Source organism: Marinobacter zhejiangensis (genome assembly GCF_900114775.1).
Classification (GTDB): Bacteria; Pseudomonadota; Gammaproteobacteria; order Pseudomonadales; family Oleiphilaceae; genus Marinobacter; species Marinobacter zhejiangensis.
The window spans coordinates 552,367-565,460 of record NZ_FOUE01000002.1 but is presented as its reverse complement, the minus strand read 5'-3'; the positions used below and the strand labels follow the sequence as shown (position 1 = coordinate 565,460).

12 protein-coding genes are annotated in these 13,094 nt (G+C 56.8%); 5 read left to right on the top strand and 7 right to left on the bottom strand.

The window, feature by feature from the left end; translation table 11 throughout:
- Window positions 1-86: 86 nt before the first annotated feature.
- Window positions 87-1,316, top strand: a complete 1,230-nt coding sequence (locus tag BMZ67_RS07935) for an RtcB family protein (protein WP_342713324.1) — start codon at window positions 87-89, stop codon at window positions 1,314-1,316.
- A 2-nt stretch (window positions 1,317-1,318) separates the two neighbouring features.
- Window positions 1,319-2,353, top strand: a complete 1,035-nt coding sequence (rtcA, locus tag BMZ67_RS07930; protein WP_092021418.1) for an RNA 3'-terminal phosphate cyclase — start codon at window positions 1,319-1,321, stop codon at window positions 2,351-2,353.
- Window positions 2,354-2,402: 49 nt separating this feature from the next.
- Here the strand turns inward: rtcA and BMZ67_RS07925 are convergent, their stop codons facing one another.
- The 4 genes from BMZ67_RS07925 to BMZ67_RS07910 all read right to left on the bottom strand — a co-directional run bounded on the left by BMZ67_RS07925 (window position 2,403) and on the right by BMZ67_RS07910 (window position 6,373).
- Window positions 2,403-3,536, bottom strand: a complete 1,134-nt coding sequence (locus BMZ67_RS07925; protein WP_092021415.1) for a M48 family metallopeptidase — start codon at window positions 3,534-3,536, stop codon at window positions 2,403-2,405.
- A gap of 30 nt (window positions 3,537-3,566) precedes the next feature.
- Window positions 3,567-5,066 carry a YjgN family protein gene (locus BMZ67_RS07920; protein WP_175481870.1) on the bottom strand — a complete coding sequence of 500 codons (1,500 nt, stop codon included), beginning with the start codon at window positions 5,064-5,066 and terminating at the stop codon, window positions 3,567-3,569.
- 138 nt (window positions 5,067-5,204) lie between these two features.
- The gene (locus BMZ67_RS18765; protein ID WP_092021411.1) at window positions 5,205-5,432 is read right to left on the bottom strand and encodes a TM2 domain-containing protein; all 228 of its coding nucleotides are present in this window, start codon (window positions 5,430-5,432) and stop codon (window positions 5,205-5,207) included.
- A gap of 350 nt (window positions 5,433-5,782) precedes the next feature.
- Window positions 5,783-6,373, bottom strand: coding sequence for a TetR/AcrR family transcriptional regulator (locus BMZ67_RS07910; RefSeq protein ID WP_092022115.1), 591 nt, complete (start codon window positions 6,371-6,373; stop codon window positions 5,783-5,785).
- Window positions 6,374-6,465: 92 nt separating this feature from the next.
- Between BMZ67_RS07910 and BMZ67_RS07905 the strand changes: the two genes are divergently transcribed.
- A complete protein-coding gene (locus tag BMZ67_RS07905; protein WP_175481869.1) occupies window positions 6,466-6,948 on the top strand; it encodes an HPP family protein in 483 nt (160 codons plus the stop codon).
- A gap of 35 nt (window positions 6,949-6,983) precedes the next feature.
- Here BMZ67_RS07905 and BMZ67_RS07900 read toward each other — a convergent pair whose 3' ends face one another.
- Together BMZ67_RS07900 and BMZ67_RS07895 are read right to left on the bottom strand one after the other, a co-directional pair.
- A complete protein-coding gene (locus BMZ67_RS07900; RefSeq protein WP_217642470.1) occupies window positions 6,984-8,354 on the bottom strand; it encodes an APC family permease in 1,371 nt (456 codons plus the stop codon).
- A 60-nt stretch (window positions 8,355-8,414) separates the two neighbouring features.
- Window positions 8,415-9,380, bottom strand: a complete 966-nt coding sequence (locus BMZ67_RS07895; RefSeq protein WP_092021409.1) for an alpha/beta hydrolase — start codon at window positions 9,378-9,380, stop codon at window positions 8,415-8,417.
- Between the two features lie 533 nt (window positions 9,381-9,913).
- Between BMZ67_RS07895 and BMZ67_RS07890 the strand changes: the two genes are divergently transcribed.
- Both BMZ67_RS07890 and phaC read left to right on the top strand, forming a co-directional pair.
- A complete protein-coding gene (locus BMZ67_RS07890) occupies window positions 9,914-10,309 on the top strand; it encodes a phasin family protein (protein WP_092021407.1) in 396 nt (131 codons plus the stop codon).
- Window positions 10,310-10,391: 82 nt separating this feature from the next.
- Entirely contained in the window at window positions 10,392-12,167 is a 1,776-nt protein-coding gene (gene phaC / locus BMZ67_RS07885; RefSeq protein WP_092021405.1) for a class I poly(R)-hydroxyalkanoic acid synthase, read from the top strand.
- A 77-nt stretch (window positions 12,168-12,244) separates the two neighbouring features.
- Here phaC and BMZ67_RS07880 read toward each other — a convergent pair whose 3' ends face one another.
- Entirely contained in the window at window positions 12,245-13,075 is an 831-nt protein-coding gene (locus BMZ67_RS07880) for a methyltransferase, TIGR04325 family (protein ID WP_092021403.1), read from the bottom strand.
- Window positions 13,076-13,094 lie beyond the last annotated feature (19 nt).

Below are 13,094 nucleotides of genomic sequence, written 5' to 3'. Positions count from 1 at the left end.
CAATTCCTTTATTATCAATATATTAAAAGAATAGGAAAAGTTGGCACCTTATTTGGAATTGTCACGGTGACACCAAACCAATAAGGATTTACACCATGGCTTACGAAGTCACGAACGTCGACAAAGGCGTCCCCATCAAAAGCTGGACCCTGGGGGTTCCCTTTGAGGACCAGGCTCGTCAGCAGCTGCGAAACATCGCGTCCCTGCCCTTTATTCACAAATGGGTGGCAGCTATGCCCGACGTTCATCTGGGCAAAGGCGCCACCATCGGCTCTGTCATCCCCACCCTGGGCGCAGTCATTCCGGCGGCGGTTGGCGTCGACATCGGCTGCGGCATGATGGCTGTGAAGACCGACCTGACGGCACGCGACCTCCCAGACAACCTCGCACCCATGCGTTCCGCCATTGAGGCAGCGGTGCCTCATGGTCGCTCTGCAACACGCAGCAAGCGGGACAAAGGCGCGTGGGGTGAGCTTCCTGACACGGTCGCCAACGCTTGGAACCGGGAGCTGGCCGAGCGCTTCAACCGCCTCACCGACAAGCATGGGGTGCTGAAAAACACCAATAATGTGAACCACCTGGGAACCCTGGGGACCGGCAACCACTTCATTGAGGTGTGTCTGGATGAGAACCAGGCAGTGTGGATCATGCTGCATTCCGGCTCCCGGGGCGTGGGAAATCGTATTGGCAGCCACTTCATTGAGCTGGCCAAGAAGGACATGCAGCGCTGGTTTATCAACCTGCCGGACAAGGACCTGGCCTACCTGGCGGAAGGCTCAGACAATTTCAACGACTACATCGAAGCCGTCGGCTGGGCTCAGGACTATGCACGCATCAACCGTCAGCTCATGATGGAAAAGACGCTCGCAGCCGTGGCCGGCGTACTGGGCCGGCCCGTGCTTGGGCAGCTGCAGGCGGTGAACTGTCACCACAACTACGTGAGCCGCGAGCACCATTATGGCGAAGATGTACTGCTGACTCGCAAAGGCGCAGTGTCTGCCAAGGAAGGTGAACTGGGCATCATTCCGGGAAGCATGGGAGCGCGCTCCTTCATTGTTCGCGGACTGGGCAATGCCGAGAGTTTCTGCACCTGTAGCCACGGCGCCGGACGGGTAATGTCCCGGACCGAAGCCAAGAAGCGGGTCTCTGTCGCAGAGCATGCCGAGGCGACACGGGATGTCGAGTGCCGAAAGGACGCCGCGGTTGTAGACGAAACCCCGTCCGCCTACAAGAACATTGAGTCGGTGATGGCAGCTCAGGATGACCTGGTGGAAGTTATCCATACCCTGAAGCAGGTGGTCTGCGTAAAAGGATGAACATGACAAAGCAGAGCGTTGAAATTGACGGCCGAATGGGCGAAGGCGGAGGACAAATCCTCCGCACCAGCCTTACCCTGGCACTGCTGTATGGATTACCAGTATCCATCACCCGCATCCGCAATAAACGCCCCAAGCCCGGCTTGCTGCGGCAACATCTGACCTGCGTGAAAGCCGCGCAGGCCATCAGCGGTGGACAAGCCACCGGCGCCGAGCTGCGTTCGGAGTCCCTGACCTTCAAGCCGGGGGCCGTCCGGGGTGGTGACTACCACTTCGACGTGGGCAATGCCGGCAGCACAACCCTGGTGTTCCAGACCGTCCTGTTGCCGCTGCTTCAGGCCGACGCACCGTCCACCGTGCGCTTTACCGGCGGCACCCATAACCCCTGGGCGCCCCCGCTGACGTTTCTGGAAGAAGCGTTCCTGCCGCTGATGCGCCAGATGGGGGCTCAGGTCACCATCAAAACAGGGCGATGGGGATACCATCCGGCTGGTGGTGGCGAGTGGGTGGCCCATATCAGCCCGTCCACCCTAAAGCCGCTGGAACTGGTGACGCGCCCGGCGTTGTCGGGAAGTACGGTGACCGCCTATGCCAGCAACATCCGCAGGGGCGTGGCAGACCGGGAGCTGGCCCGCTACCAGGAGCTGGACCCGGCCAGCGGCAGCCAGTTCCAGCGGGAATTCCCAGAGGCCCTGTGCGCCGGCAATCTGCTCAGCCATGCCCTGGATTTTGGGGGCGTCCGTGCCCACTTCTCGGAGCTTGGCGAGCATCGGATCAAGGCGGAAACCATCGCGGAGCGGCTGGCGAAGCGCGTCTCCGGTTACCTTGCCGCACCTGCGGTGCTATGCGAACACCTGGCCGACCAGGTCATGCTGCCAATGCTGGTTGCCGGAGGCGGGCGATTCTCCACCGGCAAACTGTCGCTGCATGCCGACACCAACCGCCAACTGATTGAGCAGGTCACTGGCCAGCGGATCATGGCCACCGGGACGCCCGAGGGAATAGAGCTCGCCCTGGCGGTCAATCCCCAACCATAAAAAACCGCCACGCTGACACCAGGGTGGCGGTCTCCAGAACCGTTCCAAGCTAACCTGCCGCGGCCTCAGAGGCCTGGCGAAACCGATCAATCCGGTCTCGACTGGGCGGATGGGTAGACAGGTATTCCAGCATCCGGGCGCCGGTTGAGCCCTCATCGTCCCGCCCCGCATCTTCCTTACCGCCTTTGCCTGCCACCTCTTCAGGTTGGGAGCCTTCCTGTTGCGATTCTTGTTCCCGTTCTTGCTGTTGATCCGGTTCCTCACCAGAAAGCTTTTCCATGACCGTGGCAAAGTGAATGGGGTCCATCCCTTCCGCTTGCATCCGCTCAAGGGCATAGGTATCGGCTTCCCACTCATGGGTACGTGAGAATTTTGCTTGCAACAGTAACGGCGGCAAAGCGACGACAAAGTCCTGAACGAACTCGGCATCTCCGGTCATCAGCGTAAACAGAATGGCAACGCCACTACTTTCCAGCAGCGCACGCAACGAATGACGGTGCTCCACATGGCCAATTTCATGGAGCATAACCGCCAGCACTTCGTCCTGGCTCGCGCCCATCTCCAACAATTGATCCGTGACCACAATGGAACCATCCGGCAAAGCAAAGGCGTTAGCCCCAATCAGCCCGCCATCGCGGAAGTAGAGTGTATAGCTAAAATCACTGTCGTCAGGTACCGCTGAGGCCAGCAGAGCCCGGTAGTCGGCCTGGACACTTTTTGGCGTCTCGGAGGGCCCGAAGTAGATGCCGTCCAACTGGTCGAGCACCGACTCGCCCAGCTCCTCAGACCAGTCTGCCGACAGCTGATAGGCCACCCGTTCACTCAGGTATGGAATACCCTGGGTCACCGTCAGGTAAACCACAGCCACACACAACACCAGCAACGGCAGGATATAGCGCAGCTTGTGCTCCATGCCGTGGATAGTGAACCCGCCACCGCCACCGTCACGGACCATCTCATCCAGCTGGCGATTGTCACCGGTTTCAAAGAAGCCACCGTTCGGCAACCCAAGCGTGCGTGGGGTGTTGCCTATACGGGGCGGCACCTTGAGTTCGGAGAAGCTCATGGGCGGCAGGGAAATACCCTCAAAGAGCACAGCTCCGCCATCCACCAGATACATTCGGCAAGCCTGGCGATGGGAGCTCTGGCCATCGTAGTAAAAACCGCTGAGGGATTTTCGCATCCTGCTGATTCCTTACTGGTTGATGCGGCCTTAGAAGGCCACATCAATATCAAACACGTCCGCCACCTCTTCCGCAAAGGCAGACTGCTCCTTGTCCTGAGCCGCCACGAACTGATTCAACGGCGCATTTACATCAAGCGACATACTTTCCAGGATGGTCCGTGCAGTACGCACCTGCGCCCAGGCTGTCATCAGGCCGAAGGTGATGGTCACCATGAGGGTATTGGTGATAAGCACATAAGCCAGCTTCAGGAAAGGCACATTGGCGTTCAGGTGGAACTTACCCTGGTCAATGGAGCACTTGCCAAACAACAGGTTGTATCGGCGACTTTTCAGATAAGCCCGTGACAACGGCATGTACAGCACCGTTGCGATAATCAACGGTACCAGTAAGCCGCCAATATCGAAGTCAGACGCTGCGAACCACACCCACAGAGTCACCAGCAACGCTGTCGCCAGCATCCAGCGCCAGTAAATCACGTAGTAATCCTTGGCTTCACCGGTATAGCTGACCTCCGCCGTTCCAAACCGCACATTGCGGGCCAGGAAACGCTGACTGATGAAATCGAAGTACGGCAACAGCCCCAGAAAGACCAGCAGCAGAACCAGCGCCGGAATAAACAGGTAAGGATTCACCTCCTCCAGCTCTTCTTCCAGAGACAGGCTTTCTTTCCCGCCATCCGCCAGGACGACTTCCTTATCGGGTGCCCCGTTAGTGCCTTGCTTCTGCGGCCCACCCAGGACCTTACTCTTCGAACGTTCCTCCGTGCCTGTCGTTGGCGCCTGGGGGCCACCCGTCGCGGAAAGCTTGGCACTTGTCGGTTCAGAGGACTTACCACTCGGCATGGCCGAACTGTCGCTGGCGGGTGGGGCCAGCGGGTCGTCCGTAGGCTCCGCCTGCGGTGCCGGCTGTTCCTCCGGCTGTTCCTCCGCCTGCTCAGACGCCATAGTGTCCTGACCAAAGAACTGCTCGACCTCCTCACTGTACACCGGCAGCATCAGGCTTCCGGCCAGTAACAGCAACACCGTAAATGGAGGCAGGTAAACCCGGTAGGCGCCCCGGTAATCCTGGTTGAAGCGGAAATTGATGCCTCGCCAGGCCGAATAACGCAACTGGAACGACATCACCAGCACCGTCAACACCGGCGCCAGCGCGAGATACACCACCACAAAGCCCACGTAGACATAAAGCGCCCAGTCCGCCGGACTGTTGTCAGCAACGATAAACAGCACCAACAAAGCGAATGCGATGATACGGCTGCGAAGAATTTTCAGCGGGCTTGCTGTGAAATTGAACGAACCTCCGGCCACTTCGGTATTGCCGTAAAAATACTGGAGGGTACGGACTTTGGCCCAGGCAGAATAAATCCCGAGAGTCATCCAGGTGAGAATATTGTTTACGAACCAGATGCCAAAAAACTCCCCGGCCTGGCCGGAAAACTTGACGGGTTCATTACGGGGAAAATGTTCGGGAACCGGGATGGACTGGGCCGGTTGGGCCACACTGGCCTCGGGGGTGTCTGTCGTCATTGTCACGATTCTTGTGTGGGTTGAAAGGTAGCTCATTCCAGTAAGCTAAATGGCGATAACGGCATCCGCCGGCAAGTTGCCGGCGGATGACAGCCGGGCAAAGAGGATTGGCCCGGCTTTACATTGAGTGGCGAGGGCTCAGGTCCACTCTTTCAGCTTGTTGCCCTGCTTGTCGGAAAACGCGCCGGCAATGATCATGATCCAGTCGATCAAGGCCCAGATACCCAGGCCACCCAGGGTCAGAATCTGCAAAAGACCAGTCCCGATCTTGCCGACGTAAAAACGGTGAACACCAAAACAGCCCAGGAAAAAGCACATCAGGAAGGCCGGCAGAATTTTCTTATCGGAAATGGTTTCTTCAGTCATGTAGCTCTCCATGAATTCAACACAAGTTGGTTGTAACTTCTTCAAAAAGTTCGGATTACGTCCTCACATGACGCCATCGAACCCAGTAAGCGGAGATTAATCCCAGTTAATGAATCGGGCAACTTGATGGGCATCACACTTTCCTGGCACACCGTCCGTCACCAGCCTCCTGACGAACGCGCCAGCTTCCACCCTGATAGTCTAAAACCCTTGCCCTGACTGGGCTCGTGGATTTTTCGACAGCCCCCGAAATCAGCATAGGGCGTTCGGTGGAGAAACTTTATTTTTCGTAACACTATGTAGTTTCGTGCGTCACAGCACCAGGAACATACTGTCTCGGGTGTCTTTGGTCATGATGGGCTCTGTGTTTTATGGAAGCCAGCCGTCACATGCTCAAACACGGCCTTAGCCTGAAGCGCCGCGTCAAGATTCCCCTGGACATGAGCCATCGAGATTGCGCCTTCCTTCAACAGCGTAACCAGGTCTGTCAGCTCCCTGGCTTGCCCTGCTGGCAGCGCCAATAGCGCCACATGGCTCTGGATCAGCGCTACAATTTTGGCTTTGTGCTCGGCACAGGCCTCATGGATTGCGTTGTCCCTGTCTCCAAATTCAGCACTGGCGTTAATAAAGAAACAACCGCGGAATACATCAATCTCCCCAGCTCGCCCGTGGAACCAGTCGTCGAGAGCACTAAACAGCTCCAGTAATGCAGGCCTGCCGGCGGCGACCGCTCCCAGTCGGCCAGTTAGCCAGTGATGATAGGCTTCATCCCGGAATCTAACCGTCGCTTCTACCAGGTGATCTTTGCTGGGGAAATGGTGATAAAGGGTTTTCTTGGCCACGCCGGATTCCTGCAATACCAAGTTTATGCCCACGGCGTGAATACCTTGGGTATAGAACAGCTTAAACGCCGTACGTACCAGCAAATCCCGCTTATCCATGATGATGTCACTCCACAAAAGATGGTACATCTTGACACCAGTAGACAATACTGTCTACCTTAGTAGACCAATCTGTCTACCTGGAGAAAACCATGTATCAACGCCTGAGCAATTCGCGCTACTTCGCCCCACTCATCGCCGGATTAGGGGCCATGGTGTGCATTACGGTTCTGAGCGCCTTGGGAATGACCACACAGAGGAGCATCTGGCTCATGGCGCCTTTTGGCGCGACCATGGTCATCCTGTTCGGGTTACCGGAAAGTCCGTTGGCCCAGCCCCGAAACATCGTTCTGGGCCACCTGCTGACCACCACAATCGGCCTGGCCGTAGCAACGCTGGTGGGTGTCAGCCCCTGGTCGATGGGGCTGGCAGTGGGTCTTGCGGTGGGCTTAATGCTGTTAACCAACACCACTCACCCGCCAGCGGGTGCCAATCCACTGGTGGTGATGTTGGCGGGTGAACATTGGGATTTTCTGGTGATGCCGGTAGCGGCAGGTGCGCTCCTGATTGTGGCCTTTGGCGTGCTTTACCATCGTTTGATTTCAGGGCACCGGTACCCCACCCGGTGGCTGTAAAAACCGCTGGTCCATCTGACCTGACGGCACAGCCGTCAGGCAGCTCGGTCAGTCGGGCCTGCGCCAGGTAAACGTCGTTTCCGGCCAATCCTGGCGTACAACCAGGACATCAGGGAAAGAATGCCATAGAGACCGAAAATGAAGAGCAACTGCTCCGGCTGATGCACGGCTTCGTAGTAAATGATGAAGAGGGTTCCCATGGCCAGTCCTGCCATGGCAATCAGGGTAACGAGAGTGGATGAATCGGTCTGTTTTCTTATCCGGAAATTGGCATAGGCCATCAGAAAGGAAACAATCAGGAACGTCACGCTACCGAACTCCAGAATGACCTGGAGGCTGCCGGCCAGGATCAACACGAACGCGAGAGCCGACATGGTAATGATCGAGTATACGGGAACCCGCTCCTTCCGTTTGGCAAGTATCGGGGGAAAGTATCCATCGCGGGCAATAATCGCCATCTGGCGGGAAGCCCCAAAGACGGTGCCACTGATGGCACTGCTGGTAGCCAGAAGCGCTCCCAGCACCACGAGATCAGTACCCCAGTGGCCCAGGACACCATTGGCACCGGCAGCCAGCGCGTATTCCTGGTTGGCGATGATATCGGCGAAGGGAATCGCCAGGATGGCTCCGAGTGCAATGACCACATAGATGGCCGTCGCCAGGGCTATGGCGACGTATACCGCCGTTGGGATGTTACGCGCAGGTTGCTCCATTTCATTAACGGCATTGATAACGAGCTGGAAGCCTTCGTAGGCGACAAACGTCAGCGAAGCGACGATCAGAATGTTCAACAAACTGAAATCACGCCCCTGCTCTATCAGCATCGGCAGGCTTGTATTGCTGTTGTTGATCAGGACAAAAGAAATCACGATCAGGATGACCAGCTTGGTATACACCATCAGGTCTTCGATCTTGCCCATCCCTTTCACGCTCCACACATTGATCAGGGTAAAGACAAGAATAACCGCACCCGCGATTGCCTTTCTCAACCAGTCACTCTCTGCCATGGCGAAGCCACTGATTGCGTAAGAGGCAAAGGTGTAGGCGTAAAGGGCAAGGGTACTGATATAGCCGAAGATTACCCACCAGCCGATGAGTGACGCCGCCCGGTCGGAACCGGCAAAAGTCTTCTTGTAGAACGAGTATGTCGCCCCTTCATCCTGGTAATAGACGCCCAGCTTTATGTAGGAGTAGGCCGCCATGGCCGCAATAAAACCACCGATGGCGATGGCAACCGGGGTGTAGACCCCCACCATCGCCACCGATATGCCCAGAATGGTAAAGATTCCGCCACCGACCATGCCGCCCAGGGCAATGGCAATCAGCTCCGGTACACCGAGGTTCTTCTCGCGCTTCCGGTGAACGGAGCCGTTCTGGCCATTCAGCTGTTTCGGTAGCAACGTCAAAGGCAAGTTACCTCCGTGGCCGATATAGCAGGGTCAGGCCACCAATGAACAAACGTCGACTCAGTCGGCGATATGCTCTTTCATGAATTCAGTAATCATTACCCGGGCTGGCGTGGCCTCTGGAAACCAGTGCTCCAGCAATGGGAATGCGTGAGGCATATGTGTCCACATTTCCAGGCGGGTCTTCACGCCTTGCTCGGCGGCCACTCGGGCGAACATGACACTGTCATCCCTCAGCACTTCGTGCTGGCTGGCCACCAACAACAGTGGCGGAAAGCCTGAGCAGTCGGCATGGATCGGCGAGAGTTCCGGGTCGGAATGATCCTGCGCCCCCACATACCACTCGACGATGCGGGTTAACGCCAGCATGGGCAACATGGCGTCCCGCTTCAGGTTTTCGGTGCGTGATGGTGGGTTGTGAATACGTCCCATGTCGGTAACCGCTGCTACCGGTACCGCACAGCAAGGCATCGGCCAGCCTTTGCGCCGAATGCGCTGTAGCAGCCCCAGCACCAGGTTACCGCCGGCAGACTCGCCCCCAAGCACAATCCGGGATGCAGGCACCCCCAAATCCAGCAAGGCACCGTAGGCCCGTTCACAATCGTCCAACCCCTGAGGATATGGGCACAAAGGTGCAATCCGGTAGTCTGGCGCGACCGCCGCAGCCCCCAGGTCCTGACAGAGCCGATTGAGAAATCGCAAGTGCGCATCAGGCATCAGTGGCAGCACAAAGGCTCCACCATGCAGCCATAAAATCACCGGCCGCGAATTGTCGAGGTTCCCCAGTATGTAGGAGGGTACGCTTTTTCCCGGCGCGCCGATCATCCGATAATCCTGCTCCTGGGCATGCTTGCTGGTAAATTTCGCACCGGCGACGCGAGCCTGACCCGCCGCCATACGCCGCATGCTGCCAGACACCATGAAACGGATCATCGGACGTATGATCAAACGAATCAGCCGTAACACCCAACGACTTCGTCGACTCAGGACCGTTTCATGGCGGCGAAACTGTACTTGCTTGTTCATAGAACTCCTTATTGACCGACTTAACCGCCGTTAAAAACCAGGGATGTCCGAACTCAGATGGTAGCAAGCTACCGTAATACCATGCCCGGCACCAGTTACGAAATCTCCTGCGACCATTGGCGACATCACACATTGCCTTCGGTCACAAATTGTTCACATCTCGGTCATACGACTCGTTCATTTTAGGCCAAAGTGGAGCAACAGATGGCGTATAGACACGAACGGCCACTCTCACCGGCGACCTGCACCAGCCCGTTCGCCTCTGATCACCATGACAGCCCGCTCAATGGGCCCAACATGACATAGGACAATATTTGATCAACCGAATTAGCGTTCAATTAAGCCTCAATAACAATAAAGAGACTGTGTGATGACGAACCAAGGGCGTTCACATGTTGCGCTGACCCACACTGCCAACTTTCCGATTAACGGCGGAATGTTCATGCACTGAGTGGCATGCCGCCTAAAAGCCCGAGCCCTGCCCAAAACAGGCTCACCTATGCAACAACCTCAAAAACAGAAGGAATTGAACTATGTTTACTGACTCTTTCAAAATCTCGTCAGAACCCGTCAACCGCCTGAACAAGCTGATGATGGAAACCTACTCAGGCATCGTCGATGCCCAGATGAGCAGCCTGCGTGGCTACATGGGGCTCGTCGAAGACCAGGCCAAGGCCGCGGCCACCATCCGTGACTTCGACGGCGTCAAGGGCTTTGTGGAAGCTCAGCCGGAGCGGTTCAACCAGTTGGTTGAGCGTATGTCTGAAGACCTGCAGCAGTTTGCCAAGGTTGCCGAGGACTTCCGCAACGAAGCCAGCCAGCTGTTCCAAAGCACTGTTGCCGAATCGGCTGAAGCAGCTGACCAGCCTGCCGCCTCAGCCAAACCGGCCACCGCCACCCAGAAAAAGGCCGCTGCGTCCAACAGCTAAGCGCGCTTTGTGAAAGAGATTGCCGCCGGGCTGACCCGGTGGCAATCGCCTTGCTTCCTGCCCTGTGATTTTGAGGTCTAAGATGGAATTCCTGACCAAATTCGCGAAAGACTACCTGAGCCACGCCGCGGCTCTCGTGAAACTGTCCCAAGACACGGTTGTCAAAGGTTTGACTCCCGGAAAACTGGCCACACCGGATAACTCGTTCATCCTCGATGTAACCACCAGCCTGACGGCGGCCTTCCGCGAGGCCATCATCGACCCGTCCAAAGTCATGCAGGACAACACCGAGCTGGCACAAAAATACTGGCAACTGATCCAGAATGTCGCCCTCACCACCCTTCGACAGCCGACCGACCCAGTGGTTGCTCCGGAGCGCAGCGACCACCGCTTCGATGATGAGGCCTGGAATCAGAATCCGTTTTATTACGCCATCGCCCAGCTTTATCTGATCAACGCCGAGTACCTCGACAAAATGGCCCAGGACCTGGACGGCCTGACTGACGAAAACCGTCGTCAGCTGACCTTCCTGACCCGCCAGTTTGTAAATGCTCTGGCGCCCACCAACTTCTTCATCACCAACCCCGAAGCCGTTCGAAAATGCCGCCAGACCTGGGGCTTGAGCGTGGTTCAGGGGCTGGAAAATTTCTACCGCGACATCATGAGAAGTCGGCAGCTGCTGAATGTGTCGATGACCGATGACAAAGCCTTTGAGGTCGGCGGAAACATCGCTACCACGCCAGGCAAAGTGGTGTTCGAGAACCACATGTTCCAGCTGATCCAATACCAGCCCACCACCGACACCGTTCACAAGACCCCGCTGCTGATCGTTCCGCCATTCATCAACAAGTACTACATCCTGGACCTGGCCGAACGAAACTCGCTGGTACGGTGGCTGGTTGGACAGGGCCATACCGTATTCATGATCTCCTGGGTCAACCCGGACGAGTCCTACCGTGACACCACCTTTGAGGATTACGTCAGCGATGGCGTATTGGCGGCCATGGACGCGGTCGAAGCCGCCACCGGGGAACACGAGCTGAACACGATTGGCTATTGCGTAGGCGGCACCCTGCTCGCCACCACCCTGGCCCACCTCAAGAAAGCCGGCGACAACCGGGTCAAATCTTCCACCTTCTTTGCCACCCTACTGGACTTCACCGACCCAGGTGAAATCGGGGTCTACCTCAACGAAAAGGTGATCAAGGCACTTGAGAATTACATTGACAAGATTGGCTACTACGATGGCCGCTTCATTGCACTGAGCTTCTCGTCCCTGAAGGAGAACAACCTGATCTGGTCGTACTTCGTCAATAACTACCTCAAGGGCGAGCCACCACTGCCTTTTGACCTGCTGTACTGGAATTCCGACTCCACCAACCTGCCCGCAACGATGTACAAGTACTATCTCCGTGAGATGTACGTGAACAACAAGCTACGAGAGCCGAACGCCCTGACAATCGCTGGCACGCCCATCGACCTGTCCAGTATCGACACCCCGGCCATGTTCATCTCCGCCCAGCAGGACCATATTGCGTTGTGGAAGTCGACTTATGCCGGTTACCGGTTGTTCTCGGGTGAAAAGCGCTTTGTGCTGGGGCAATCCGGTCACATTGCCGGAATCATCAACCCGCCAGAGCCCGGCAAGTATGGCTATTACAGTAACGACACCGAAGCGGACACTCCGGAAAACTGGTTTGAAGACGCAGCCTTCCATGAAGGCTCCTGGTGGCCAAACTGGCAGGGCTGGGTAAGCCGTTTCCAGGGTGAAGAGGTGGAACCACGTGTTCCAGGGGACCAGAAACTGGAAGTTATTGAGGACGCCCCGGGTCGCTATGTGAAGAAGCGCCTGGCCTGAGCCTTTGCCTACCTTTTTGACCTGATTTAAGGCGCCCTCGCCGGGCCCAGCACCGACGCTGGCGCCCGGCAGTCTGATCAGGCAGCCCGTGCTTCCGGGTTCAGACGTACCAGCATGCCACGGTAATAATCCAGCGACTGCGCTTCGTGGTATGGAATCGGGCACGCTTTATCTGTGTTCTTCCACTCGTCAATCACTTCGCCGCCAAGTTTCTGAACTTCCTCCACGATTTCCGATGCACTGTAGATCCGGTAGGGACAGATGGCGGTGCCGATGTTCTGGAGAGTCACGTAGGCCTGCGTTGGGTGGACCGGCAGCATGTTGATCAGAAGATAGTTTGGCCGGGACTTCAGCCTGCCAACGATGGAGCTCAACGGCTCCTCAACGTACTGCAATGACCCGGAGAACAGCATCAGCTCACAAGGGTCGGCCTGAGACAGATCATCGTAGAAACTCAAACGCTCTGATCCGTGGTTCGATGCGGCGAACTGCCGTGCCTCCCGGATCACCGCCGGTACATCGTAGATTTCCCAGCCAAAGGACTCCGGGAAGTTCAGGTATCGCGTTAACGCGTAGTAGAGAACGCCAACATGACCGCCAAAATCCAGAAGGGTCTGACCGGGCTGCATCAGCCGAGCCAACCAGAACGCTACCGGATAATCACAGGGCGCAATGGCCTGCATCCGGAAGCGGTACATCTCGGCGGAGGCTGGCGCCTCATTGTCATAGCCCAGGGGTTTACTCGTGGGAGCGTCCGCCGTAGCCGATGCGAAGTCCGGATAAACCCCCAGGAACAGGTTTACGTTGTTCGCGACCGCAAATTTCCTGGCGTATCGCCGGGTAAGCATCTCATTGATAACAGGAAGATGCTCGATGTGATGCACAAACTCTTTCGCCCTTTCGTACATACCGGTCACTCCGTACTAG